The sequence below is a fragment of the Paenibacillus sp. FSL R7-0128 genome (assembly GCF_038002245.1).
GTDB classification, from domain to species: Bacteria; Bacillota; Bacilli; order Paenibacillales; family Paenibacillaceae; genus Paenibacillus_AQ; species Paenibacillus_AQ silagei.
Genome location: NZ_JBBOCD010000001.1, coordinates 3794437 through 3821001, shown reverse-complemented (window position 1 = coordinate 3821001; position 26565 = coordinate 3794437). Strand labels below are relative to the sequence as shown.

Genomic DNA, 26565 nt, shown 5'->3' with positions numbered 1-26565 from the left:
ATATGAGAACTTACGAGGTTTTTCCAGCACCTGTTGGCAGCTATACGGTTGGCCGGACTCAGATGGATCTGGAGTACACGGCTTCGAACCATTCCACAAGAGAACTGACGGCGTTCGTATTCTATCCGTCTGACAGCAGCGAAGGTAAAGCTACATCAGCATACATGTTTCCTGAAGTCTACGGGTTGTTAAAGGATCAGCCGCTCGTCACCGGGTATGTTACAAGCGATTTTTTCTCCATAGAGTTCAAGACCCGGTGTTACGACGACCTTGCTCTCTCCGCGAAGGAGCAGCGCTATCCGGTGTTATTCTATGTCTGCGGCGGGGGCGGCTCTCCGGAATGGGGCACAGTGCTCTGTACAGATTTGGCCAGTATGGGATATGTTGTGGTAAGCATCGGCCATCCGAATAGCACGATGTATAAGCGCAAAGGCGGACGTCTGTTTAATGTATCCAAGGACTTCTCCGATGCTATCATAGCGTTGTCTGAAGATCCGGAGATGCTGGCGCTGGCTGGTAAGATGGAGATGCGGCCGGACGATGAAGCTGCCGTTCAGATGTGCCGTAACGTGCTTGCACTCCCGGTACTTGCCAAGTTAACAGAGTTTAGTGAGTTACAGGCAGAAGATGTGCGTTTTGTAGCCGATGTTCTGCACAAGCTGGACACTGGAGAGCTGGATTCTATCTTTAAAGGCAGACTGCTTGTTGACACCGGCATGGGCATCGTCGGACATTCGTATGGTGGGCTTACGACGGCGATGGTCTGCCGGGACGACGACCGGTTTACCTGCGGGATTGGCTTGGATAGCGGTGCATTCGGTCTCCTCGATAGCGATCTTAATACGCCCTTCCTGCTGCTGTATCGTGAACCCAACTACAACATGAATGCGGTCATTGGCGCTAACAATAGCAGAGAAACCTATTATTTCTCTGTTGACCGGGTTGCGCATTTAGATTACTGTGACATCGTGTTTACCGGTGTTAGTGAGGAACTCAGAGGCAAACGGGATGCGATGGAGATGCGAAATCTGGTTACAGACTATACGAAGACCTTTTTGGATCATTACCTCCGGCAGAAGGCGGCAAGTGTGGAAAGTCTGGCTTACGATGGCGTGGATTTGGTCAGGAAGACCAATAATAAGTGAGCCGTACAGTCTCAATTTTCACCGGCAACAGAGAAATATCTACCCGGCGCTGAAGTCCATATTCTGTCTAAAACGCTAAAAAACCGCACCCCGCAAGCAATGTCTGCGCGGTGCGGTTTTTCAATTGCGGCTTAGCTATGGCTTATGCTTTAATTAGGGCTTATGAATGCTCCAGTGCTAAAATCACTTACTCCCCTGCGCCTGCTGGGTAGGCCCGTAATTCGCCGCTCCGGTGAAGTGAACATCTTCCGGGGTGGGATACACTTTCGGGATGCGCAGATCCCGCTGATATAGTCTCAAATGCTCTCCCCGGGGAGAGATATCCACGACATCACAGCCTCTCCAGGATACCTTGTATTCCTCACCGCGCACGATCTCCTTCACAGTCAGCGTTTCCATTGGATGCTCCAGTTCCAGAGTGTCGCCTGCTCCAACATTGCGAATAACAAGCAGAATCCCTTCCCTCTCAGGTGTGCAAAAGGCTCCGTTAATCTTCATGCTGGGGTTCTGACCCATCCAGTCATAGACCCTTACCGCAACATCGCATGGCTGCTTGGCTGTAATGGAAATATAGCCCCAGTCGGGATAGCTCATGGTGACGGCAGCCTCGTCCGTCTCTTTATCCACCGGCATGTTGACGAATACCGTTCCATTCTGGAATTCCACCGCCCGGTTCCATACAATTTCCAGGGCTACCGGAGCCATGCCGACACAACAGCCCGCAATCGAGCGGAACTTGGATAATGACATGGAATTGACGAGCGAGCCTCCGGTGAAGCCCCCGATCATTCTTTTATCAATCTCCCTGTAGGTTATGCCTGCTTCGTCAGGCCGGGTGTTGTCTGCGACTACGTAGGAAGATACCTTAAGCTGATTCTCCACCAGCTGGTTCCGCGCAAACAAGGTCATATCCTCCCAATATTCCTCATACCCGGCCAGAATCAGCTCATTCGCACATTCGATCATATCCTTGATGCAGCAGGTCTCGCAATGCTCCTCATGCGGCGGGTGCCACTGGGCATATTCCGGCACCCAGCCGAAGGAGGAGGACAGGCTGCGGATATAATCATAGATTCCTTTGCCGGCCTTGATATAGCGCTCTTTCCCGGTAACGCGGCCCAGACGTACCAGCCCGGAAGCTACCCAGCCTGCGGAATGAACATGGCCGAAGAATTCCATCCTGTAATTGAAATAGCGCGAAGGTCCGAGCAGATGGTTGGCAATGCCCGTTGCCAGATCAAGCGCGGCCTCATCTCCGGCAATTTCATATCTGCGCACCAGAGAATGTAGGACAATGGCATTGCGGATCGCCTGCTCCCCCCGCCCGGTATGCCTGGACAGCTCGAAGCCGCCGTCCTTCAGATACACATCATTGGGGAATTCGTACAGCGGCTCTTGCTCCTCATAATCCCCCGACCAGAACGTTCTGACCTTGCGCTCAATCACCAGGGAACGCATTCCCCTCACCAGCCCGGCCGCTCTGCTCTCCGCCTCCTGATCCCCGGGATCATTCTCCAGCATCCGGTTCAGCGCGGGAAGAATATAGCCCATTTCGTGAAAAGAGCTATGATTCGTATGCGTCCACGGATAAGGCTCATGAAAGCGGAGGCCGTGCTCTCCCCAGGACTTCATGAGATGACGGTAAAAGGATTGCTGCACCGCAGCGCCTTCCTCCGTCTTCAGCATTTTGCGCACCGCATCGATGGCCTCATACCAGGAGCCGACCAGCTCCGCATCGTCCACCCGGCAATGGGCAGCCTCGGCAGGCTTCTTATGCGGCAGTATCAGCCAGTAGGGCAGATTGTCTTCCTGCTCATCCACCATAGAGGTCAGATACCCCAGAACGAGCTTGGCGTTGTGTAACGGCGTGAACTTTTCGTAGATCTGACTTGACATGTTGACTATCCCTCCGCTGGTTAATCTCCGGTAACCCTAACCTTGAAATCGTCGAAGTCGATGGACGCATTCGCGTAGCCGTCAACACCGAACAGTTGTCCGGTCAGAGTGCTGCCGCCAGTGTGGCGGAAGGCGAAATCCGTAGCAGCCGGAACAGATTCATTATTGATATATACGCTGTACGTTTTGGCATCCCAGTTCGCAACCATTTTGATGGTGTACCATGTACCCAGCGAGAAGTCTCTCACCTTGACCTTGTTGGAACCGCCATTTTGCACCAGGATTTTACCGGAATCGAACGCTGTAACCATCGAATAGTTGCTTGTACCGCTATCATTTCTTACCATGGCGCCGTTGGCATACTGGAAGTTGCTGTTTAAGCGGACGCGGTACTCGATAACAATGCGCTGATTCCCTTCAGCGTTCACTTCCCCTACATAAGGCAGGAACAGATTAGCTTTGCCCGAGACTGCGGTTGTGGTCAGCCGCAGGAATTTGTTGCCGGCTTCCTCCCGGACCACGGCGGCAGCGCCATTCGTCAGATCCTGCGCAGTAATGCCGTAAGGATATTTGCCTGCCGTATCGCCGGAGAAATCCCGGTACGCCTTATAAGTTATACCGTTCTGCGTGGTATTCAGTGAATTCAGCAGGGCGGCTTCCGCACTAGCCAGCGCATTCAGTTCTGCATTGAACTGCGCCAGCGTCAATTCCGCATTGCCCGCCAGCGTCTCCGCTTGATCCACAGCGGCAACGAAGTCAGCATACTTGGCAGCGCTATAATTGCCTGCCCCGTTTCCAAGCGGATAAGAGTTATTTGCCAGCTTGCTGCGCAGCTGACTTACGATCTCATCCAGACCATAACCAGGTACAACCTCTACAGAGATAGTGGAGGAGAACTCCTGGCCGCTGATCTTGAGCGTCACAGGAATCTGAACCGTGCCAATGGTGCTGAAGTCCAGTCCTGCCGTCTCGCTGCCGGTCACCTGGGCCTGAACCGTCTGGTTGTGGTAGACGGCATTTACAACGCCCGGAAGCACGGGAACCACGCCTGAAGGTGTCTTCACTGTTGAAGTGACCTGAACGGCATCGGAAGCGGCGATGACTGTTATACGGTGAGTGGTTTGCTTGCCCCCGTATGAGGCAATAATTAGCGCCGTGCCCGGTTGAACGGCATTTACCGTATGGGTGGCCGGGTCGATGACTGCCACGCCTGGATTGCTGCTGGTATATTGCGCGCTCCCGGTTACATCCTGAACTTCATAATTGTTGTAATATGTTGTTGCCCGCAACGGTGAGCTGATCTGGCCGCTGATCAGCACAGGCTCCGGCCCAGTGAGCGCCAAGGACTGTACTGTTTTCGGTTCAGCCTTGACGTTAACTGCAACGGCAGCAGTTTTGCCGTTATAGGTGGCGGTAATCGTTGCACTTCCTGCCCCGGCGGCCTTCACCTGATTCCCTGCTTGAATCACGGCTACGTTCGTATCGGACGAGGTCAGGACCACACCTGCCGTGACAGCAGAATAAGTAGTGCCTGTTACTGTATAAAGGGGCAGACTGCGGGTCTCGTTAAGACCAAGCGTATATCCGGGAGTCCCGAACAGCAGCTCCGATGTATTCAGCCGGGATAGATCCAGGCTGTCGATGTCGGCCAGATTATTCCCCTTGGTGAAGCGGAGAACGTTGTCTCCCTGCTGAAAATAGATTTTCGCCGTGGAGGCTCCCCAGCGGTTCGCGCCGGAATAGACAATATTCATCGACGCTCCGGGCCCGCCGTTGACCGACAGGATATGGGAGGCATCCCCCGCATTCGCCGAGCCGTTGCTGTTGCGCACGGACATCACATAGAAGCCCGCTTCCGGCACGTTGACGTTGAACTGGGCGTAGTCGTAAGCGTTAGCCAGATTGGTGATCTTCATCCCGCCGGAGGCGGAGCTTTCGCGCCGGACTGCCGGGGATGAAGTGCCAGCCGGATCTTTTACAAGCAGAGCTTCTTCAGCTTGATAACGAATCCGGGCTGGCTCGCCTGATGGGATTGCTATCGGACTGTTCGGATTAACGGGTTCTCCCAGGTTCGGCGTGTTATCTGCGTTCCAGGAGAACTTCTGCGCGCGGACATTGCGGGTCCAGCCTGAGCCCGGCCAGCGGGCGGAGTGGTAGATGATCCAGTCCTCGGTCCCGTCCGGTGAGGTCACGATACTGTGATGGCCCGGGCCATAGACACCGTTCGCGCTGGAGAAGATCGGCTGATTACGCTTGGTCCAGGAAGCGGGATTCATCAGATCAGCGCTGGTGCTGGCGGTGATCAAGCCGAGACTATAGCTGTCTGTCCAGCTCCCATTGGCGGAGTAGACCAGATTGATCTTGTTCCCCTTGATCGTAATCTGCGGGCCTTCATTGATCCGGCCGGGTGAGGTCTCCCAGTCATACTCCGGTGTGGACAGGAGCACGCGCTGCGAGCTGATCGTCCACGGATTGCTCATTCTGGCGATGTACAGGTTCTGAAAGCTGCCATCGGTGTCCTCCCAGCCGGACCAGATGAAGTAGTGCTGGTCACCGATCGTCAGCACAGTGCCGTCAATCGCCCAGCGGTCCGTGGCATCGGTAAGCTTGCCTTTGAAGGTCCAGCTTCCGGTCATCGGATCGGCACTGGCATTCTCCATCACATACATACGGTGGTTAGCGTTGGTTCCGTTATCGGCTGCAACGTAGATATACCATTTGTACTGGCCGTCTGTATCTTTGAGATAATGCATCTCCGGCGCCCACACGTTGGAGCTGTACATGGTTCCCTTAACTGGCGACCAAGCCAGACTCCGCTCGCCTGCTTCAATACCGGTAATCGTCTTCGACCTGCGGACCATCACTCCACTGGCATTAACAAAGGTGTTGTAATAATAGCCGTCCGTGTGCTTGTATACCCAGGGATCGGCCCCGGTCTGCATGATGACATTGTAGAAATCCGTCACATTCGTTCCTCCTTGTGCAGCCACTACCGGCTCTGGTAGTGACGTCCCCGACTCTTCCGCCGCAGCTCTCCCTCCCCACTGAGGCAGCATGAGCAGGACCGCTAGGCTGAGCAGCAGAGCTTTGACGCTTGTTCTGGACCACTTCTGTTCTTTCCGGGCTGAATTAACCGCTTTCATTTTTTCATCTCCTTCTCGTTCGAATGATGACTCCGGCTAGCGTACTCATAATACCCTCCAGGACCGCTTAAAAAAATGGACTATCTTAAATTGTTTTTGTAACCGTTTTAGTAGTAAATAATTACAGTGCGACAACGAGTCAGGCTCAGTAAACAAACAATTGGATACTTGGCTAACAAATAATTGGATAAACGTAGCTCATCCTGAAGCCTGCCCCCCCCCCCCATGCAGCCAAACAGGGCACCTCCCGCTAAACGGAGGTGCCCTGTCCAAACTCATATACTATTAACTCCTCCCGGCAGCTTCGGAATTTTCACGTTCACGGTTGTCCCATAGCCCAATCGGCTGTCAACGGTAAGTCCGTAGCCTTCTCCGAACAGATGGCGGAGCCGGTTATGAATATTCAGCAGCCCGATGCCCTGTGCCGATTGCCCGGTCAGAGCCAGCTCCTTATGCTCCAGGCCAAGCTTGGCCTGAAGGGCGGCCAGTTCCTCCGGCTCCATTCCCCTGCCGGTATCCGTAATACAGAAGCACACATCTCCGCGCGCATCCAGGCTCCCGGTAATCTGAAGGCTTCCACCCTGATCCATCCGTTCCAGCCCGTGATAGACCGAATTCTCCACGATGGGCTGGAGGATCATCTTAGGGGTCTGCAGCTCCAGCAAGCTCTCCTTCACATCGAGCGACAAGGAGAATTTATTCTCGTAGCGGATCAGGATGATCTTCATGTAAGCTTGTATGCAGTCTACCTCTTCACGGATCTGCACAAGATCATCCTTCTTGATGCTATAGCGGAAGATCTTGGACATGCAGTACGTAATTTGCGCAATCTCCCGGCTTCCATACTCCAGTCCGATGCTGCTGATACAATTCAGCGTATTATACAGGAAGTGGGGATTAATCTGGCTCTGCAGGGCAGAGAACTCCGCCTGCTTCTGGCTCAGCTCGGATTCGTATAGTCTGGCCTGGGTATTGAACATCTCCCGCGTCATTTCGTCCATCTCGTCCATCATCCGGTTAATATCCTGGGCCAGCAGGCCCACCTCGTTGGTGAACCGGACTTTGATCCGGAAGCCTCTGTCCCGCCCTGCCACCTTCTTCATATCCATGACCAATCCCATCAGGGGACGCATCAGATTGTGCAAGAAGAAGCTGCCTGTAATAATCATACTCACAATAATACCAAGGCCGACCATAATGCTAACCTTCCGCATGGGAATCATGTCGGCCGTCAGTTCCTGCACCGGGATCATACTGACCACACGCCACCCGTCAGCCTGCTCCAGCCCCTTAACCTGAACGAGAACCTCCTTGCCGCCGATCGTTGCTTTTACCCCGTTAAGTAATTGGTTCTTGTCCATAGACAGCACATCTTTGATCACATTGCCCCGCGCATAGGAATTGGTGGAGGCAACCACCTCGTCCCGGTTATTCAGAATATACAAGGTGGAGTTCTGCGTTAATTCCGTATTCGCGACCAGTCCCTGCATTTTGTCCATATTGACCATCACCATGCAGTAACCCGTAATCTGTGAGAAATGGACGCCCCCGATCGACTCCACAATGGGAGCAATATAGAAGAACTGATCTGTCCCTGTCCGGTCATCCTTCAGAATGGCGGTGAACTTCCCCTTCTGCCGAAGCGCAGGATCGTTCTTGTACGGGCGGATAAAGGTCTCATACAGGTTAATATAAAAAATATCACCGCTTGCAGAATCCTCGCTGGAGAGGCGTCTTCCCTGGAGGTCATTGATCATGATGCCGTTCACATACGAATTGAAGGACCGCATATATTCCATCAGATCCAGGGCATAGGGAGCGCTGTCGAACGCCCTTTTGTAATCATCATCGGCGATGGTGAATTCCTGAATCAGCTTGCTGTTGACCGCAAAGCCGGTGCTGATCCGGATATCATTGAACACCGAATCAATCTTGCGGCGGGTCTGCTCAATCATCTTGTTGCTGTAGGTGACCGCCCGCTTCTGTGTCAGATTCGAGAAGCTGTAGAAGAAGTAGAACTCCATGACCATGAAGATCAGGATGGAGCACACGATGAACAGCCATAGCTGATGCTTCAATTTCACCTTGCCGGTCTTCATGGCCTGCGGCTCCGTTCGGCTTCCCTTTTTCTGAATTTGGCGGGCGTCATCCCGCAGTGCTTCTTGAACACCTTATTGAAATAATAGTAATCTACATACCCGGACTGGATGGCAATGCTCTCAATAGACAGGTCTGTCTGCTGCAAAAGCCCGCGGGCTTTCCTGATCCTCAGCTCAGCTACGTATTCAGAGAAGGTTTTGCCCAGATTCTTCTTGAACAATTGACAGCAATACACCTGATTGATGAAAAATTGGACCGACAGCTCCTTCAGATACAGCTTCTGCTCATAATTCCGGTCGATATAGGCGACCATCCGGTTGAAGCAGGAGAGAATATCCCCTTCCTGCAAAGCACGGCTATTCCCTTGCCGGAGCACGGTAAGAACGTCATGCAGGAAGCTGCACAGCGACTCCAGATTCTCGAACCGCTCCTTCAGTTCGGCATAATTCAGGAATTCCAGCTCCATGTCTCTGAGTTCTTCCGAATACGCGCTCGTCAGAAGTCCGACGGCCTGATTCCATAAGTAGACCACCTCAATCATTCCCAGCTCATGAAGCCTGAAGTATTCCTGCAAGCCCAGGATGTATGTCTCGATGCTGTCGTATTGATTACCATGAACTATAGAGTGCAGCTCATCTATACAGGGCTTCACCAGAGGCAGCTTGGGATTATAATAGTGAAATGCGCCGGAAGCATCATCCACGAATACCCGGGAGGCCGCCAGTTCGGCTTCCTTGATCAGCTTGCTGATCTGCTTAAGCCCGCTGCCGATGCTGCTGATCCCCACCACAGGAAGCCCTGGACTGCCTGCGGCCGCAGGCCATTCATCCGTGATTCCTTCCAGCTCACTCTCCTGCTCTGTGATCAGAACCGCCAGCAGGGCGCTTGCTCCGTTCTCTACCTCCAGCACATGAACCGGCTGCCCGTCCAGCTTCAGCAATTCGCTGAGCTTCGGCCGGTCTGCCTCATAATGGACAGCAAGCACCTGGCAGCAGCCTGCACTCATGCCGGCAGGAAGGCAGCGTCTGATCTCATCTTCATCTGCCGAGGTAAGCGCATCCAATAGAAGATGATTGCGCGCCGCACTTCGCCGGGAGAAGTGCAGGGCGAGCTTCGCCAGGAACGTATCGGTCATATCCACATCCAGCGGCTTCAGGAAGTAATCCAAGGCCCCGTAGCGCAGCGCTTCCTGGGCGTATTCAAATTCCGCGTACCCGCTTATAATGACGAATTCCGAGTCTATGCCCTGCGCTTTGGCCCGCTTCATCAGATCGAGCCCGGAAATCTCCGGCATCCGGATATCTGTGACCACCAGATCCGGCTCCTGCAAGGCGATGGCTTCCCACGCCTGATATGCACTTGTGAACTGTCCCGAGATTTCAAAGCCATACTGCTCCCAGTCAAAGGCATTGCTGATCCCTCTAATCGCCCACGACTCATCATCTACAATAATGACCTTGTACATGGATATCCTCCTGAGACTGTGGATTCTTCTGATGTGGTTACACAAAGGAAATGCGGATAAACCAGGCCAATGAACAGCCAGTGGTTTATCCGTATTTCAGGTGTTACTTCTTATTCGCTGTGACTTCCCTGTAGTTCTTCACATTCTCTTCCTGAACCGCTTTACCGCCGGCATCCATGTATTCTTTGACCAGCTTATCGTACAAGGCGTCGAATTCGGACTCCTTGGCCACGATCAACCGGTCAATCATCTGCTTGTTCATATCGCCCAGCGTCTTGCCGTATTTGATGTTGGATTCGTTCGGTACCCCGTAATAGAAGGATGAATAGCCGTCTGTTGTGTTAATTTTGTACGATTCCATAGCGAGTTCCTCATATTGCTTATCCCCGGAGGCCAGGGCTGCGGCATAGGTTTTGACGTTCTTTTCGGTGTCACCCAGCTCAGCGCCGTTAACAATCATCGTATAATCCATGTTCAAATTACTCATCTGCATTTTCTCGCCGGTCTGTGATATCCCTTGCGGAATGCCGTCTTTCAGGGTATGGTGAACGCCTTCTTCACCGAACTGCAGGAAGAACATCACCTCCGGGTCCGCCATCCAGTTCAGATATTTGACCGCCAGCTCCGCGTTTTTGCTGCTTTTGGGAATGAAGGAGAAGATTCCGTTCTCATTATATACCTCTTTGAGGTATTTGCCTTCGGCATTTTTGAAGGTATCCACCGGAACATAGTGGGCATCCGGCGAGTTTTGCTTCAGTGGTTCACGGATTTTCTGGGTCATCGGATAATCCCAGTTGGCGGCATAGAAGCCGACCTTGCCGTTGGTGACATCGGCATCCGCTTGCTTGGTGGTTTTGTCCAGGGCAAAATCGGGGCTGATCAGCTTCTCATTATACAGCTTATTCAGCCATTTGTAGGCATCTTTGTTGCCCGGCTTCAGCCAGTTCGGCGTGGTGACGAATTCCTCCTCTGACATCTGGCCCCAGAAGGATTGAACGAGGTTGCCGAAGGTGTAGTTCATGCCGGCTGCCGCCGTTGCCCAGGGAATGACGCCGTTCACATTGCCCGGGTTCTTGTCGCGGAAGGCCACCAGCGTATTGTATAACTCATCTCTATTGGTCGGAAGCGGCATCCCGAGCTTGTCGAGCCAATCCTTACGGATGAACATCCCGTTCCAGGCCAGCAGGGTGCGCTTGCCCGGGATGGATACCTGCTTGTCGTTATATTTGCCGTAAGCGAGAACGTTCTCCCCGAGATAAGCCTTTAATTGCTGGCCGTGGCTCTCCAGCAGCTCGTCGAGCGTGTAGAGGCCGTCACTTTTGGCAAAGCGGGTCACCAGCGTCCCGTCATAGGTGAACGAGATGTCCGGAGCCTGGCCCGCAGCCATTAATACGTTCAGCTTATCAACTTCCTGGGACCGGGGAACCGGTACATATTCAACAATGGCGTTATTCTCCTTGCCGAAATGCTCATTCACATATTTCGTCCAGAAATTATTATTCAGATCCGGCTGCCCCTGAACCCCTCTGTCGAACACCTCCACCGTCAGCTTGGCAGGAGGATCAGAAGGAGACTTTGCTGCATTAGACGACTCCGGCGCGGCTGTCTCTTTGCTCTCTTTATCATTGCCGCCGCAGCCCGCTGCAACGCCGGCCAGCAGCACGGTGCTGCACAGAACGGCCGATATTTTCTTGATGCCTGTCTTCACGGTATACCACCCTTTCATCTCTTATCATGATAGTAATCCAGATTATAGCTTTCTTGCCCAGGCAGCTTCAACTTCCCCCAGTCTGGCCTCCCCCCTTCCGCAGAGTATACCCGCCTTAGCCCTTTATCGCGCCCGTCATTACACCGTCTACGAAATACTTCTGCAGCTTGGGGTAGATCAGCAGAATCGGAATCGTGGTGAACATGACGCTTGCGGCCTTCAGTGACTCTGGCACGATGAACGAGCCGACACTGCCCTCGCCGCCTTGCTGACTGTCCAGCTGCTGGTTGGCTGAGATGATCTGGTACAGCTTGAGCTGCATGGGATAGAGCTCTTTTTTGGTAATATAAAATAACGCATCCTGGAAACCGTTCCACCGGTCTACGGCATAGAAGAGGCTTAAGGTAGCAATCGAAGGCAGCGAGAGGGGCAGGACAATCCGGAGAAGAATTCCCAGATCCGAGCACCCGTCGATGGACGCCGATTCCTCCAGACTCTCCGGAAGGGAGCTGAAGAAGGTTTTCAGGATAATCAGATTAAATACACTCATCGCGCCCGGCAGCACCAGACTCCATATCGTATCCATCATCCCCAGGTTCTTGATCAGGATATAGGAAGGAATCAGACCGCCGCTGAAATACATCGTGAAGACCAGAGCGGACAACAGGAAGTTTCTCCCCCACAGCCGCTTTTTCGTTAACGGGTACGCCGCACAGATCGTCAGGAACATACACACCACCGTGTAAAAAATGGTCAGGACAATACTATAGCCCAGCGTATACAGCATATCGGCATCGCTCAGAATCGTCTTATACGTCTCTACAGTGAAGTCTACTGGCCATAAGCTAACCTTTTGCGAGATAATCGCTTCGTTGGAGCTGAATGATAGCGCTATCATATATAAAAACGGGACAATGCAGGTGAACGACAAAGCCACTATAAAGACTATAATCGCAATATCTGCCACACTTGTTTTCCGGCCAATCCGCCCTGTTCGTATCGTACTTGCCGCTCTCACCATATCCCATCCTCACCCAATTTCTTCGCAATATAGTTGGCACCGATCAGCAGGGTCAGACCTACCACAGACTGGAATAGCCCGACGGCCGTTGCCTGGGAGAAGTCTCCCGAGCTGATACCCACTCTGTAGACGAAGGTGCTGATGACATCGGAATATTCGCTGACCAGTGAATTCCCCATTACAAACGGGCGGTCGAACCCGATCGATACCATTCGGCCAATCTGAAGAATCAGCAGAATGTTAATCGTAGATTTAATGCCCGGCAGTGTAATATGCCACATTTTGCGGAGTCTGCTGCAGCCGTCCATATCGGACGCTTCATACAGCTCCTTGTTGATACCGGTAATCGCCGCGAGATAAATAATCGTCCCCCATCCGATGTTCTGCCATACCCCCACAGTAATATAAGTGACCAGCCATGGCGTCTTCTGCGACAGAAATTCAATTTTCGACAGTCCCAGGCTATCCAGGAATAGATTCACCATCCCGCTGTTGGAGAACATCAGATAGACAATCCCGCCGATAATTACCCAGGACATGAAGTGAGGCAGATAGAGAATCGTCTGCGTTAATTTCTTGAATCTTGCCATGCGGACCTCGTTAAGCAGAATCGCCAGGATAATCGGGGCCGGGAAGCCCGCCACCAGATCCAGCACATTCAGGACCAGCGTATTTTTGAGGGCACGGTAGAAGCTGTCCTGCTGAAAAATAAACCGGAACACATCCAGTCCCACCCATTCGCTTCCACTCGTCCCCTGAAAAATATTGTAGTCCTGAAAGGCCATAATCAAGCCGTAAATCGGTGCATATTTAAAAATGGCAATGTACAGGAGTGGCAGCAGCAAAAGGATGTAGAGTAGGGCATCTCTCCTGATCCTGAGCCAAAAGGTGTGTCTTCGCGTGAGTCCGATTTGATCTTGCTGATTGTTTAAAACCGCTTTCATTTCTCCCATCCCTCCGGCTGTATTAAGGAGCTCTCTTGTTCTTCATTATAGCTACCCCGGGAGATAAGAAAATGTAATCGCTTAAATGAATTTGGTAATAACTTAAAAGACAGCCCCCGGAGGGACTGCCTTAAGCTTCATTTCATAATCAGATCGATTCTGCCGAACAACAGCTTCACCAGCTCGGTGGGACCCGGCAGGCCTGGTTGAAATAACAGAAGAATGGTAAGCCCCGCCGCAGTAAACGTAATGCCTGCAATCACCTTTCTGGCTTTCTTGTCCTTACTGCCCCGGAATTCAAAAATAATAATCCCGCAGGACAGCAGCAGAATACTTAGGATCATTGCTATTTTCATGCTTCCCACATCCTTGTATGGTTGCTGGAATTCAGGCGTCCCCTCCGTCAGTTGGCCGATTGCTCTGGTATGCCTTGGGGCCCGGTTGATCTTCCGTTACCAGTAATGCTCGTCTTGACGGAGACCTCCACCTGCAGCTCGGGGTACATAGTCTCCCACTGTTCCTTCTTTGCCTTCCACTCTTGCGGGTAATGTTTGCGGAAGGAATCGGCGAATCTGTAAAAGTCGGTCTTCTGCTCCTTTTGGGACATATGGATTGCCTGATCGGCAGCCTCCTTAAGCCGCTTCTCCCAAGCCTTCTTCAGCGCCATCACCTTCGACGGATCAGTTAGATTGGCATCGGTTGTATTCAGAACGACCTCTCCATTCGCCACAATCCGAACCTTCATCATCCATTCCCCGTTGACGATGCTTGGCTTCAGCATGGTGGTGATTTGTTTGGACAGGATCGAGAAGGCCCCCTTCTCCCCTTCCAGAGTAACCGGCATGATAATATTATTAAGCTCATTAATCATGAGCAGTACTCCGAGGCTTACCGGTTCTTTTACAGTGAGGGAATAACGGCCGTGCTTATACAGGCTTAACCCCTTGAGTGAGGGGGTCGTCGCATTCGGTCCATCGTTCGGTTCCGGGGGAGCAATCAGGATACGGGTTAGGATGGCCGAACCGCTGGCTCCCTGAATGGATTGGGACAAATCCAGCAGGGTCACACGCGTGCCGAGGTTCATATTTGCCATTTCCCGGAGGGATTCGGAGGAGCTGCGTTCCAGCGGGTCCAGCAGGGCAAGAATATCCTTGGCGGAATCCTTACTGGAGAAGATATATGCGTGTTCGCGGAACTGCGGATAACGGAGGAAGAAATCAACAAATTCGCGCAGCCCCTGCTTCCCTGCCTCTTCACTGATCACAATCACCTCACATTGGCCCCAGAACATATGGCGGGCGACCTTCCGCTGCAGCCTGTTCAAAGCTTCCGCAATGTTCACTCCTTCAGCAGTGCGGGTCATGGTGACTCCGCTTGCGCTTTCGCCTGCCCCGCCGCTCTCCGAGCCGCCGCTTCCTTTACGCGGAATGAAGATCTGGGCCGTCAATTGTGCCTGGCCGTCTTTATAATCCACGCCGGTGGCGAGCACGATGGCCAGGTCATTGATCTCCGTCCGGTCCCAGCATCCGCTGAGCAGTATACTGCTCAGCAGCAGCATAATCATGACTCTGCAGCCCCGCATTGCCCTCCCTCCTTATCATCATCCCTTGCTCATGAGCTTCAGCCCCTTCTTCAGCAGAGCCAGTCCATAGATTGCGGCGGGAAGCCCCACCAGGAACATCATTGTATATATGTTAGCCGAAGCACTGATAAGCGCAGCCGCGCCCGCAGCGCCCGTCACTACCCAGTAAGAGAACAACATGCTTACGAAGGCGAGCGGAATCACCAGCGGTTTATAATCGTCCAGCCCGAACCATTCAGCGGCTGAGGTGGCGAAGATGTAGAGAAAGACAGAGATTTTGACAAAGATCCCGAAGATCCAGATCGCAATAATGAGCGCCTCAATATGCTGCAAGAAATCGGCAATCGTAATGTAACGTGCAGCAATCATCACCGGAAAAGCAAAGCTGTCCGTCAAATCACCCATCAGCAGCAGGCAGAACAGATTGGTCACCGTCATCGCCAGTGTCGTTACGACAAGCGAAACGAGCATCGTCCGGCCCAGATGTTTCTTGCTGTTGATGTAGGGCAGCAGAAAGGCCAGCACAGTATATTCACTGAACCATGCCGCCGGAGCCACCGCACCTTTTACGATAGGAACGAATCCGTTCTCCATGAACGGAAGCAGCTCGGCAGGCCGGAGTTCTCCGGTCAGGAGCACAAAGATCAGGCAGAGCATCACCACCAGGAGCGTAACGAACACCTGGGCGGTCCGGCTGACCACCTCTATGCCCTGCCTTACATTAATCGCGCAGACCGCAACCATCGTCCCCATAATGACAAGCAGCGGCGTCTTGGGAAGTGCATTATTCACAATGAACTCGCCGTATTCCAGAATAATCAGGCCGTTCAAATGGGGCAGAAAGAGCAGAAAACCCAGCCCGATCACCTTGCCCGGCAGCCACCCGGCGATCAGCAGACTGGACTGCATAATGGTCTTGCCGGGATAAAGCCGGTTCAGTCCAAGCGAGATCCCTATAACCGTTACTCCAATCAGCGAGCCCAGGATGGGCGATAACCACATATCATGTCCTGCATAATGCATGGTGATCCCTGGGACTGACAGGATAGCGGTGGCAAGAATCGAGGGGAAAACAAGGAAGGCCAGCTGGGTAACAGATATTTTCCCTTTGTCAGTCAACATAAGAATCCCCTTCTCTGGTGAAGTCCCGCTGCCATCATTTGCTCCGTGGCTGCGAGATCCACAATACATCCTTCAAGCCCTTGCTGAATGTCGGAGCTGCCGGTGACAGATAGGGCCTGCCGAACGAACGCAGACTGCTAAGATGAATGACCACCAGGATGATGCCGAGCATGACGCCGATCAGCCCCATCGTGCCTGCCAGAATCATCATGGGGAACCGCAGCAGACGGGTTGCGATACTGGCGGAATAACGCGGAACCATGAAGGAAGCAATGCCCGTGATAGCCACGATAATGATCATCGGTGCAGAGACAATTCCCGCAGTGGTGGCAGCCTGGCCTATGATTAGTGCGCCCACGATACTGACAGCGGAACCTATCTGCTTCGGCAGCCGGACGCCGGCCTCCCGCAGCGCCTCGAAGGCTATCTCCATAATGAGCGCTTCCACCAGGGCCGGAAAAGGGATCTCCTCTCTCGCCCGCGCGATACTCAGCAGCAGTACGGTAGGTATCATCTCCTGATGGAAGGTGGTGATGGCGACGTAAGCCGAAGGGAGCAGGAGCGACAGAGCATAGAAGATGTATCTGAGCCAGCGGACAAAAATACTCATGTAAATGTTCTCGTAGTAATCCTCCGGGGATTGCAGCATGGAGAACATATTGACCGGGGCAATCAGACTGAAGGGAGTCCCGTCAATCAAGAGCGCAAACCGGCCCTCCAGCAGATTGGAGACCACCACATCCGGGCGCTCCGTGGCAATCATCTGCGGAAACGGCGAAAAGGGCTGGTCAATGATGCCCTGCTCAATATACTGGCTCTCCAGCACATCCTTGATATTCAGGCGGCTTAGCCGTTTTTTGACTTCAGTGACCAGTCCCGGCTGAATGATTCCTTCCACATAAGCGAGGGTGATTTTCGTATGGCTGTACTCTCCAATAGTGTTAGAGTGCAGCTTCAACGCTGGTGTCTTAAGCCGCATACGCAATAATGACTGATTCATAGCCAGAGCTTCCGTGAACCCGTCACGGGCACCGCGCACAGTGGATTCAGCCGCCGGCTCTTCGGGAGTCCGGGTGGGCACCTTGTATAGAGGATAGCCCTTACCCGAAGCCTGGCCGTCCAGCAAAAGCACAGCTTCACCGTCCAGGATCGCTGTTACGGCTAGTTCTACGGTCCCAATTCGGTGAATCGAGGCGAGCGGAACCTCAGCAGACCCTTCCACAGCCGGTTCAACTGCAAGGCCGGTCTGCTCCAGAGGTGCCAGCAATTGCTGCTCCAGCCGCTCCGTATCACATAATCCTGTACAGTACACACAGAGCGCGGAAGTACGGTGAATCGTCTGGAACGAATGGAACACCACATCCTCACAGCCCGCAAATACTCCGCGCAGCACTTGTTCATTCTCTGCCAGCCGCCGGGTCAGCTGGGTCTCCTGTTCTGCTTCCGATGCAGTATTCATCCGTACTCCCTCCCTGCGCTATCCTTTGAATTTCATATTCATAGTGATGTTATCCTGTGCTATTGGGGGAAAAATTATACAAGCCCGGCCTTCCAGGCTTCCCGGTTCAATTCGCCATTCACCGCAGCAGCAGCCAGCGCGCCCGATGCGGCCGCAGCGATGGATTGATGCATCATGGTGGCGGCATCCCCGGCGGCGTAGATCCCGGGCATGCTGGTCTGGCCGGACTCGCCGACTTCAAGGATACCCTGCTCAGATATCCGGCAGCCCAGGGAATGCGGCAGATCCGTTCCCGGAGCCAGCTCGGGCCGGAAGAATATTCCGGTACACGGAATTTCTGTTCCATCCATAAGCTTCACATGCTTAACCATGCCTTCCTCTGATGCAATCTCGCGAATAGGAGTATCGAATAACGGAATAGCGTGGGCACGCAATTCTTCGCGTTCTGCTTCTGTCAGCTCATCGGGTCCATTTGTGCAGACCGCAAATTGCTTAGTCCACCCATATAACAACGGAGCCAGATGCATGAGTGCTGCTCCTCTGCTGATGATTACCAGCGGCTGATCTCTTAATTCCCAGCCATCGCAGTACGGACAGACAAAGGCGCTCTTCCCGTAGACCTTGGCCAGCCCCGGAATGTCCAGCCTGCGGTCCTTCATGCCTGCGGCGAACAGCAGCTTCTTGCTGGTCAGCTTAAGCCCTGAAGCGGTCTCCAGCAGGAAGGCCCCATCCTCCCCGGTAATGGACACTACTGTATCTTCAATGTGTGAAACGGATGGATAAGCGCCTAGCTGTTCTATGGCAATCCGCCGGAGTTCGAACGGAGCGATCCCGTCCCGGGTCAGAAAGCCGTGCGCTTCCCGGGTGACCGCATTACGCGGCTGCCCCGCATCAATCACAATCGTCCGTTTGCGTGCACGGCCCAGCATCAGCGCAGCATTAAGCCCGGCTGGGCCACCGCCGATAATTACTGCGTCTGCATTTGCTGCATCTGTATTAACTTCTTTTGTATTAACTTCTTTTGTATTAACTTCATTTGCGGCAGTACTTTCCGGGTTCTTCATTTGTAAATCCTCCTTGTGTGTAGTGGGTGTTGGGTGGATGGGTGGTTGATGGCGGAGCAGTTTGCGGATATTAGAGACTTCTGTAGTCCGTGAATATCGCAAAAAAATAGACAACGCATCTCCTTCGCTCACCTGCGTCGCGAATCTGTATTGCACAACTGCATCGACCAATCTGTGCTGCCAATCTGTAATGTCAATCTGTAATGAACATCTGCGTCGACCAACCTGCATCGTCCAATCTACATCGCCTATCTGCAATGTACATCAGTATCGCCCTTATTAAGGACTATGTGTGTCTATAATAACTTTGAATTTGGATGATGTCAATTGCAGCGATTCTTGGCGCTTAGTCAGCTGCATTCAAACAACCGCTTATGCTGATTGAACAATTGTTAGAAGGATTGCACATTCTCCAGCTCATACCACTCCCTGTCTGCAAGGGGCTGGCAGTGCCCATTGCGGTAGGATAGCGGATGAGACTGGGATGTGTACGTTTGCGGGAGCGCATTTAGTTGGATTTTCTCCACTTCCTGAGGAACGTATGGGCCATGCTGGGGAAACAATTGGAAAAATGGCACTTAAATAATCACTGTTTTCCTGAAACGGCCCAATCCGTAAGCAGCAGTTGCTATTTTTCCACTTGTTTCAGGACATTTCGCAGAAAGAGGGAAATTAAGATGCATTTATCCATTTGTTTGCTGGCAAGGCAGATTTGCCTTAATCAAAGCCGCCTTGATTCGCACTTGTATGGATCTTACGCAAGCCGTTCAAGGCTGCAAATAACCGATAATCTCCATTTTACCTCCTACTCTGGACTGAAGGTCTCTAATTCTGCGTTCCTCTGCCGCAAAAATCACCGCTGTCGCCGGCCCCCCGGATGCCTGTAGCTTATCCTCTATTCCAGGCACCGGCTGGAAGCTGCAGCCGCTTAGCTCCGCCAGCAGTCCTGCTTCATACCCGGCTCCCTTCGAGCCGACCGGATGAATGTCATGGACCTCCGGCGCGCCTGCCAGAAGCTGAAGCTGCCGGAGGGTACACTGGCTTGCTTCCTGCTCCAGAACAGCGCTTCCGACCAGCGGTTCGCCCAGCATCACGATGCAGTCTCCTGTACTTGAACATCCCAGCTTCAGCTGCGTCTCATCCGCCTCCCCTATCACGGTAATACCGATACCGGTCTGGCAGGTCACGAAATTATCCTCGGTACTGCCGTTCACGTGGGCGGCAGTCAGTCCGGCTTCCTGAAGCAGCCTGTGGATGCCCCGGATAATTTCATTCCCTGTAGGCTCCTTCTCTACCGCTAAGGTATCGATGACCGTTAAGATCTCCGCCCCCACAGACAGCACCTCCATTACTGCAACTCTGGCAGCATAATAGCCTGCGACAGCCGGGGGTGTCTGCACCGCATCCATCGGCTTATTCCCGATGCTGGCGCTGGAATCGCAGCCGATGACCAGCACCCGGCCTCCCCCTCTTCGTACTATGGTCAGATCACGGATTCGCTGAACTTGCGGTTTCATATGTTTGATCCTCCTGTATCTTTTTCGTTCCCGTTCCTAAGCGCGGCCCGGTATTCACTCGGCGGCATGCCCGTAGCTTTGCGGAATTGCTTAGAGAAATACAGGGCGTCATTGAAGCCGACCGATGAGGCTACCTGTTCGATGGTCAGCGGGCTTGCGAGCAGCTCTTTGGCCTTGTCCATCCTCACTTTGAGCAAATACTGCTTCGGTGACATTCCGGTCCGCTGCTTGAAGGCCTTGGATAGATGGACCCGGTGATAGCCGAGCGAAGACGCGATGTGATCAATGCTGAGCTGCTGGTGGAACTGCAGCGTAATCCAGCGGATCGCCTGGTCGATCTGCCGGTCGATCATCTCCGGCATTTCGCTTGGATGCGGCGGCAATTGATCCAGATTGTGCCGCCCGAAGCGGTGAAGCAGCAGCCGCACCCAGCCCGAAGCCTCCAGGCTCTCCAGCCGTGGATATGCGGATTGCTTGAAGGATTGCCGGATGCCCTTATACAGGTTATGCAGCTCCGGGACCGAATCCGAATGGGCGAAGGGCCGCTCCCTGGTGATCCCGACCGCCCGAAGCTGATCCAGCACGCCAATGCCCTGCAAGGCGACCCACGCATAATGCCACGGGTGGTCCTCGTCCGCCTTATAACTGAATAACATCCCCGGGATAATCACAAAGGTATCTCCTGCCTTGCACTCCGCCGAGAATGTATCGCTCTCGAACCGGCCGCTGCCCGCAAGAACGGTATGGATCAGGTAGAAATCATGTACAGACGGTCCGACGGTGTGGCCGGGATGCGGCCTCCCTTCCCCGCTGAACAGCACGGACAGCTCCTGCTCCTCCGGGGTCAGGTTGATGCCCAGGGTGAATTCATAATGCTCCGGGTCCATGCAACATTCCTCCATATGTATCTTGTCTTTCTCCATAGCCTGCGCAGCGGTTCTATTCTATAGTGATTATAGTAGAAATCAGCGAAAAAAGCTTCTGTTTCAGCACATTTATGTCAGTTTCGTCCGCAAGCGGCTGTATGACAGAAGGCTTTTCACGCATCTTACAGGAGGCTTAACACTTATGTCAAAAGTTACATTTATCGGTGCCGGAAGTACCGTCTTCGCGAAGAATGTCCTCGGCGATATCATGGCTACACCTGCCCTTCAGGGCTTCGAGCTTGCATTATTCGATATCGATCTTCAGCGCTTGAATGACTCAGCGAGTATGCTCCAGAATCTGAAGAAAAGCAGCGGCAGCACATGCACTGTGACCACATATACCGACCGTAAGGAAGCGCTGCGCGGTGCCAAATATGTGGTGAACGCCATTCAGGTCGGCGGGTACGATCCTTGTACGATTACGGATTTTGAGATTCCGAAGAAATATGGCCTGCGCCAGACGATTGCTGACACGGTAGGCATCGGCGGTATCTTCCGCAACCTGCGCACCATACCGGTGATGCTGGATTTTGCAGCGGATATCCGCGAGGTGTGCCCGGATGCGCTGTTCCTGAATTATACGAACCCGATGGCCGTTCTGACGAATGTCATGAATACCTACGGCGGCGTGAATACAATCGGCCTGTGTCACAGCGTACAGCAATGTATTCCCGGATTGTTCGACCACCTCGGCATCGACAAGACAGGGGTACAAGCCAAAATCGCCGGCATCAACCACATGGCCTGGCTGCTTGAAGTCACCAAAGACGGCGAGGATCTGTACCCGGAGATCAAACGGCGCGCGGCCGAGAAGCAGCTTGAGCCGCATTATGATATGGTCCGCTATGAGATGATGCTGAAATTCGGCTACTATATTACGGAATCTTCTGAACATAACGCCGAGTATCATCCGTACTTCATCAAGCGGAACTACCCGGAGCTGATCGAACGCTTCCAGATTCCGCTGGACGAATATCCGCGCCGCTGCGTGGAACAGATTAAGGGGTGGGAGCAGATGCGCGGAGATCTGGTGAACAACCAGGATCTGACGCATGAGCGTTCCCATGAGTATGCCTCTTACATCCTGGAAGCCATGGAGACGGATGTACCGTTCAAGATCGGCGGCAATGTGATGAACACGGGGCTGATCACCAATCTGCCGCGTGAAGCTTGTGTCGAGGTGCCTTGTCTGGTGGACAGAAGCGGCGTAACGCCAACCTTCGTGGGTGATCTGCCTCCGCAGTGCGCAGCGCTGAACCGGACCAACATCAACACCCAGCTCCTGACCATAGAAGCCGCTATGACTCGCAAAAAGGAGCATATCTATCACGCCGCCATGCTGGACCCGCATACCGCCGCCGAACTGTCGATGGACGACATTGTCAGCATGTGCGACGACCTGATCGCGGCTCATGGTGACTGGCTGCCGAAGTATCAATAATTTCTCCATCACAAAAGCAGCGATCTCCGTTAACAGGGGATCGCTGCTCTATATTTTTTAGCTGCACCTTCTTGCTGAATCATCTTTATTTCACATAAATTCGGATTTGATCAGGTGCTGTTCTGGCAAGAACGCGGTACCCTTCCGCAGAAGCGGTTGCTACTCCATTCTCACCAGGCATACAATATTCATTCACCTGACAGGTGCCATCATCACGGACCAGCAGCTTACCCATGGTTCCTACAGCCACCCACTCTGGACGATCCATCCGTGACACATAGGTTTGGGAAGGGTCGAATTGGGGATTGATCACAGCAGCTTTCACAGTATACGCAGGCGCCAGAACATTGCCCTCGCTGTCTGTCACGGCTTCCACTTCCCGGTCTTCATATTTGACCCTGCCCCATTCATCCTTTTCGTATTTGTCTTTCCAATGCAAAGGACTTGCGTCTCCAAGGACAGAGGGTGTAGCACTGACCACGCCTAGGATGTAAAGATCTGCCGGGGTTGCTCTTCTGACCCGCTCCCCATCCGTGGTCACAAAATAACCCGGCTCTATCGGCATTCCATCCACTGTCTCAAACATTTCAGCATAATCCGCCCCAAAATTCTTTACCGTGCCTAGAAGGTATAAATCTCCGGAAGCCGCCTCAAGTGCAGCAGCCAGGCTAGAGGCGGCTGGAGTACCATTGGCTAAATGCCAAGAAGAAGGAAACAGTGTTTCACCATAAGTACCCATAATATGAGCATCAGTGTGTTCTGGAAGAACAACCGTACTGTTCCCTTCAGCATGAGAGTTCTGAGCACCTGCAATTGTACCTGAACCTTCAGCATGAGAAAAGTTTCCATTGGCCTCAGTGAAGGAACCTTCAGCATGAGAAATAAACCCATTTGCCAGTGTTGAGAAGCCTTCTGCATGAGCAGCAGAACCAGCAGCTACAGTCAGGTAGCCTTCTGAGTGGGAATATTCTCCACTTGCAGTGCTCTGATTGCCTTCCGCATGTGAAGCTACACCCGAAGCAGTCGTTTGAGCACCCTCAGCGTGAGATTGAGTTCCGGAAGCAGTAGTTAAACCTCCCTCAGCGTGGGCAGCGTCATTGATTGCAAAGGTCCTGTAGCCTTCCGCATGTGAGGCCGGTCCTGATGCAAGCGAACCATTCCCTTCGGCATGGGCCGTGTCCAAAACTGCAAGGGTCTGGTACCCTTCAGCATGAGCCGCAGAAGCGTTGGCTGTGGTCTGGTACCCCTCAGCGTGAGAAGCAAACCCGCTTGCGGTCGTGGAGTTCCCCTCTGCATGTGAGCAAGATCCGGAAGCGGTTTGATTGCATCCTTCATCTGCCATAAGCCATTCCTCCTAATATTGTGGTTTTTATGGTCCTGCCCTACACAATATTGCGGACTTGATGGAATGGACACGGCATGTCTCCCGGGTACAAAATATTATTTGTCATAGCTTCCCCGGTTTTAGCCCAAAGTGAGCCATTTGCGGTTATGATGCTCCTGCACTTCAACCGGGGTATCGAAGAAATCGCTGAGCACCTCGGACTTCAGGCATTCTGCGGTCTCGTCGGCTTTGTAGATTTCCCCTTTCTTCACCAGCAGGGTATGCGTGAAGCAGGGTGTAATCTCTTCGATATGATGGGTCACATAGAGAATGGTTGGACTGGCTTCCTGCTTCGTGATTTTCTCGATCATTTGCAGTAACTGCTCCCGCGCAAAAATATCCAGTCCTGTACACGGCTCGTCCAGAATAAGCAGCTCGGGATTTGCAATCAGAGCGCGTGCAATGAGAATCTTCTGGCGCTGTCCCTGTGATAAGGTATCATAAGTGCGTGTGGCCAGGGCCGAGCAATCCAGGAATTCCAGCAGCTCTTCTGCCTGCTTCAGGTCCTCTTCTTCCGTCTTGTCGTACAGTCCGATTGTGGCGAATTTGCCGCTTAGAACGATGTTCAGCGCCGTCTGATGACCGTACAGCTTCTGCTGCAGGGAGGTGCTGACCCAGCCGATCCGCTTGCGCAGCTCTCTCAGGTCAACATCGCCGAAGCGGTGGCCCAGCACCTCCACTTGACCTTGGGTTGGCCATATATAGCCATTCACGACATTCAGCATAGTCGTCTTGCCTGATCCGTTCAGACCAACAATGCACCAGTGCTGTCCCTTCTCCACCTGCCAATTCATCTCGTGCAGAATCATCGTCTGCTCACGCCGCCAGGATACCTGTTCAAGCGATATAATCATGTTCCGGTGCTCCCCCTTGCTTCGTAATAATCTTCTAATGAAACATTATAGCAGCTCAATGTATTCTGCGCTTGTTAGACCTGCCCAGACTTACATCCTGGAAATGATGCCCATTCCGGGCAAACTGCAAAAGAAAGAACCCGGGCGAATGTCCGGGTTCTTTCTTTTGGGTAGATCGCATATTTAAGGAGAATCACCTGCACTGCCTAGTTATTTCGCCCATAGTAAAGCTTCAGGTTCGTTACATCTACCAGGTACAAGATGTCAATGCCCTTCGGGCTGCGGTCTACCGCCAGCCTTTCCACAGGGATACCCGGTGCAAGCGAACTCTCTGTCCAGCCTCCACCGGTATTCACTGCCATGAACGCACGGTCAGTACCACTGCTTTTGACATAATAGATTCTGGATGTTGTACCCGTCCAGGTCACATCAATGGCCGCGTTGGTGGGGGCAGCGTTATAGACGGTCTGTAAGTTCCAGCCCCCTGCACCGTAAGTGGCCTGCTTCACAGCAAAGCTAGTGCTGCCCTCCTCACGGTAGCGGTAAGCGATCACCGGACGTCCCGCTGAATCAAGCGTCATCTTGGCGCTCTGGACACCCGGACCGCCGGGGTCGCTGCCGCTCTGCACATAGGCTTCACTTGGAGCCATAGGCTGCACAATATCCGCCGTAGTCAGGGAGACTGGCGCTGTAACCGGAGCTCCATCCGCTTTGCTGAATACACCCGTGGACGGGCTGTACTTCAGATAGGACAGCTGATGGCGCAGCGGACTAGCGGCGAAGTACGCCCATTCGAACAAGATATGCAGATCGCCATTTGCGTCGAAGACCAGATCATCCGGATAGACCGACCGATTCAGATGCGCTGCAATGGTCTTGACCTGAGTCCATACGGAGTCGGCATTGTTCCATCGGAACAGAACAGCCTCTCTTTTGCCAGCCGGGTCTTTGTCGACACGTACCAGCAAATACAGATCTCCATTTGGAGCGGTCGTGACTACGGGATAGGTTACCGTCATGCCTGCGGGCAGCTCGTCCGAGTGATTCTGCGGAATCCCGCCCACGGTATCTGAGCGGTAGTAGTGCCAGGGATTGCTGTGCATGGAAGCAAAAACGTGGAACCGTCCGCTTCCGTCTCTCGCCATAGAAGGCTGGTTGTGCCCGAGATCATCCAGATATTCCGCCGGGGTTGTCCCATCCATGAGCGGAAGCTTGCTCCATATCCCGTCGTTGTCTCTTCTTGCAATAGCTACCGTATGCTTGCCGGGGATCGATCCCGGGGCGTTATAAGCCATATAAGCATACTCATAACCAAGCCCGTAAGTGGCAAGAGGAGACCACCATCCCGCCTGATTGCTGGAATCCATCGGAAAAGGCACCTCCTCCAGCACAGCCGCCGCGCTCCCCGCCCCCGCTGGCACTACAGTCAGCAGCAACGTCATCACAAGAGTAAGCATCCATTGTTTGATCTGCTTCAACGATTACGCCTCCCTTAATTCTTGGTCTTACATACATAAATAGATACCGGGTAGCCATGTGAACGCATTACCCGTTCCAGCAACTATCCTGGTGTTCGTATGCCTGGTCCTAGTGTGTGACATGGCAAGTTGCTAGTGTTACTGATACTGTTGCTGGCCCAAGAATAGCATGCTGCTGAAAGGATTGTTACTGTACTATTGCAAGATTGCTGTAACTGGCGGTTTTTATTGTAATAGCTCCACCAAATTGCATGAATGCCCACTCTCTTTTACTCTTCGCCTACTTTTAGCGGCATCCAGTGTAGGGAGGTGCACT

The 26565-nt window shown here is 53.0% G+C and carries 19 protein-coding genes; 2 read left to right on the top strand and 17 right to left on the bottom strand.

Translation table 11 applies throughout. The features are described 5' to 3' along the window. Positions 1-2 precede the first annotated feature (2 nt). Positions 3-1145, top strand: a complete 1143-nt coding sequence (locus NST26_RS15745) for an alpha/beta hydrolase (protein ID WP_340980849.1) — start codon at positions 3-5, stop codon at positions 1143-1145. Between the two features lie 183 nt (positions 1146-1328). Here the strand turns inward: NST26_RS15745 and NST26_RS15740 are convergent, their stop codons facing one another. The 14 genes from NST26_RS15740 to NST26_RS15675 form a co-directional block, all read right to left on the bottom strand. Further along, positions 1329-3041 (bottom strand): hypothetical protein, encoded by a 1713-nt coding sequence (locus NST26_RS15740; protein WP_340979423.1) that lies wholly within the window; start codon positions 3039-3041, stop codon positions 1329-1331. Between the two features lie 20 nt (positions 3042-3061). Continuing rightward, on the bottom strand, positions 3062-6184 hold the full coding sequence (locus NST26_RS15735) for a family 43 glycosylhydrolase (protein WP_340979422.1): 3123 nt from the start codon (positions 6182-6184) through the stop codon (positions 3062-3064). A 275-nt stretch (positions 6185-6459) separates the two neighbouring features. Beyond that, positions 6460-8283 carry a sensor histidine kinase gene (locus tag NST26_RS15730; protein WP_340979420.1) on the bottom strand — a complete coding sequence of 608 codons (1824 nt, stop codon included), beginning with the start codon at positions 8281-8283 and terminating at the stop codon, positions 6460-6462. Next, entirely contained in the window at positions 8280-9749 is a 1470-nt protein-coding gene (locus NST26_RS15725) for a response regulator (RefSeq protein ID WP_340979419.1), read from the bottom strand. Before NST26_RS15725 ends, NST26_RS15730 begins: the two co-directional genes overlap by 4 nt. A gap of 103 nt (positions 9750-9852) precedes the next feature. Then, positions 9853-11457, bottom strand: a complete 1605-nt coding sequence (locus tag NST26_RS15720; RefSeq protein WP_340979418.1) for an extracellular solute-binding protein — start codon at positions 11455-11457, stop codon at positions 9853-9855. A gap of 115 nt (positions 11458-11572) precedes the next feature. Beyond that, complete coding sequence (locus NST26_RS15715; RefSeq protein WP_051478146.1) at positions 11573-12478, bottom strand: carbohydrate ABC transporter permease; 906 nt, start codon at positions 12476-12478, stop codon at positions 11573-11575. Continuing rightward, a complete protein-coding gene (locus NST26_RS15710; protein WP_081751225.1) occupies positions 12472-13422 on the bottom strand; it encodes an ABC transporter permease in 951 nt (316 codons plus the stop codon). Before NST26_RS15710 ends, NST26_RS15715 begins: the two co-directional genes overlap by 7 nt. A gap of 137 nt (positions 13423-13559) precedes the next feature. After that, positions 13560-13778: a hypothetical protein gene (locus NST26_RS15705; RefSeq protein ID WP_340979417.1), complete on the bottom strand. Its 219-nt coding sequence runs from the start codon at positions 13776-13778 to the stop codon at positions 13560-13562. Positions 13779-13825: 47 nt separating this feature from the next. Continuing rightward, positions 13826-15004, bottom strand: coding sequence for a Ger(x)C family spore germination protein (locus NST26_RS15700; protein WP_340979415.1), 1179 nt, complete (start codon positions 15002-15004; stop codon positions 13826-13828). Positions 15005-15022: 18 nt separating this feature from the next. Further along, the gene (locus tag NST26_RS15695; protein WP_340979414.1) at positions 15023-16126 is read right to left on the bottom strand and encodes a GerAB/ArcD/ProY family transporter; all 1104 of its coding nucleotides are present in this window, start codon (positions 16124-16126) and stop codon (positions 15023-15025) included. Between the two features lie 34 nt (positions 16127-16160). Next, the gene (locus NST26_RS15690; protein ID WP_340979412.1) at positions 16161-17585 is read right to left on the bottom strand and encodes a spore germination protein; all 1425 of its coding nucleotides are present in this window, start codon (positions 17583-17585) and stop codon (positions 16161-16163) included. A gap of 74 nt (positions 17586-17659) precedes the next feature. Next, on the bottom strand, positions 17660-18649 hold the full coding sequence (locus tag NST26_RS15685; protein WP_340979411.1) for an NAD(P)/FAD-dependent oxidoreductase: 990 nt from the start codon (positions 18647-18649) through the stop codon (positions 17660-17662). Positions 18650-19416: 767 nt separating this feature from the next. Further along, entirely contained in the window at positions 19417-20166 is a 750-nt protein-coding gene (locus NST26_RS15680) for an AIR synthase related protein (protein ID WP_340979410.1), read from the bottom strand. After that, complete coding sequence (locus NST26_RS15675; RefSeq protein ID WP_340979409.1) at positions 20163-21053, bottom strand: AraC family transcriptional regulator; 891 nt, start codon at positions 21051-21053, stop codon at positions 20163-20165. The genes NST26_RS15680 and NST26_RS15675 overlap by 4 nt, the downstream gene beginning before the upstream one ends. Positions 21054-21234: 181 nt before the next feature. Here NST26_RS15675 and NST26_RS15670 point away from each other — a divergent pair, with 181 nt between their 5' ends. Further along, positions 21235-22533: an alpha-glucosidase/alpha-galactosidase gene (locus tag NST26_RS15670; RefSeq protein ID WP_339256780.1), complete on the top strand. Its 1299-nt coding sequence runs from the start codon at positions 21235-21237 to the stop codon at positions 22531-22533. Between the two features lie 85 nt (positions 22534-22618). Here the strand turns inward: NST26_RS15670 and NST26_RS15665 are convergent, their stop codons facing one another. The 3 genes from NST26_RS15665 to NST26_RS15655 all read right to left on the bottom strand — a co-directional run bounded on the left by NST26_RS15665 (position 22619) and on the right by NST26_RS15655 (position 26249). Next, a complete protein-coding gene (locus tag NST26_RS15665; RefSeq protein WP_340979408.1) occupies positions 22619-23875 on the bottom strand; it encodes a peptidase G2 autoproteolytic cleavage domain-containing protein in 1257 nt (418 codons plus the stop codon). A 122-nt stretch (positions 23876-23997) separates the two neighbouring features. Continuing rightward, positions 23998-24771 carry an ABC transporter ATP-binding protein gene (locus NST26_RS15660; RefSeq protein ID WP_340979407.1) on the bottom strand — a complete coding sequence of 258 codons (774 nt, stop codon included), beginning with the start codon at positions 24769-24771 and terminating at the stop codon, positions 23998-24000. Positions 24772-24977: 206 nt separating this feature from the next. Continuing rightward, positions 24978-26249, bottom strand: a complete 1272-nt coding sequence (locus NST26_RS15655) for a BNR-4 repeat-containing protein (RefSeq protein WP_340979405.1) — start codon at positions 26247-26249, stop codon at positions 24978-24980. Between the last annotated feature and the right edge of the window lie 316 nt (positions 26250-26565).

Coding starts and splice junctions, on each gene's coding strand:
- NST26_RS15670 (WP_339256780.1), top strand. CDS start 21,235: ATGTCAAAAGTTACATTTATCGGTGCCGGAAGTACCGTCTTCGCGAAG.
- NST26_RS15695 (WP_340979414.1), bottom strand. CDS start 16,126: ATGTTGACTGACAAAGGGAAAATATCTGTTACCCAGCTGGCCTTCCTT.
- NST26_RS15715 (WP_051478146.1), bottom strand. CDS start 12,478: ATGGTGAGAGCGGCAAGTACGATACGAACAGGGCGGATTGGCCGGAAA.
- NST26_RS15710 (WP_081751225.1), bottom strand. CDS start 13,422: ATGAAAGCGGTTTTAAACAATCAGCAAGATCAAATCGGACTCACGCGA.
- NST26_RS15705 (WP_340979417.1), bottom strand. CDS start 13,778: ATGAAAATAGCAATGATCCTAAGTATTCTGCTGCTGTCCTGCGGGATT.
- NST26_RS15660 (WP_340979407.1), bottom strand. CDS start 24,771: ATGATTATATCGCTTGAACAGGTATCCTGGCGGCGTGAGCAGACGATG.
- NST26_RS15725 (WP_340979419.1), bottom strand. CDS start 9,749: ATGTACAAGGTCATTATTGTAGATGATGAGTCGTGGGCGATTAGAGGG.
- NST26_RS15700 (WP_340979415.1), bottom strand. CDS start 15,004: ATGCGGGGCTGCAGAGTCATGATTATGCTGCTGCTGAGCAGTATACTG.
- NST26_RS15665 (WP_340979408.1), bottom strand. CDS start 23,875: ATGGCAGATGAAGGATGCAATCAAACCGCTTCCGGATCTTGCTCACAT.
- NST26_RS15740 (WP_340979423.1), bottom strand. CDS start 3,041: ATGTCAAGTCAGATCTACGAAAAGTTCACGCCGTTACACAACGCCAAG.
- NST26_RS15680 (WP_340979410.1), bottom strand. CDS start 20,166: ATGAAACCGCAAGTTCAGCGAATCCGTGATCTGACCATAGTACGAAGA.
- NST26_RS15675 (WP_340979409.1), bottom strand. CDS start 21,053: ATGGACCCGGAGCATTATGAATTCACCCTGGGCATCAACCTGACCCCG.
- NST26_RS15745 (WP_340980849.1), top strand. CDS start 3: ATGAGAACTTACGAGGTTTTTCCAGCACCTGTTGGCAGCTATACGGTT.
- NST26_RS15685 (WP_340979411.1), bottom strand. CDS start 18,649: ATGAAGAACCCGGAAAGTACTGCCGCAAATGAAGTTAATACAAAAGAA.
- NST26_RS15690 (WP_340979412.1), bottom strand. CDS start 17,585: ATGAATACTGCATCGGAAGCAGAACAGGAGACCCAGCTGACCCGGCGG.
- NST26_RS15735 (WP_340979422.1), bottom strand. CDS start 6,184: ATGAAAGCGGTTAATTCAGCCCGGAAAGAACAGAAGTGGTCCAGAACA.
- NST26_RS15730 (WP_340979420.1), bottom strand. CDS start 8,283: ATGAAGACCGGCAAGGTGAAATTGAAGCATCAGCTATGGCTGTTCATC.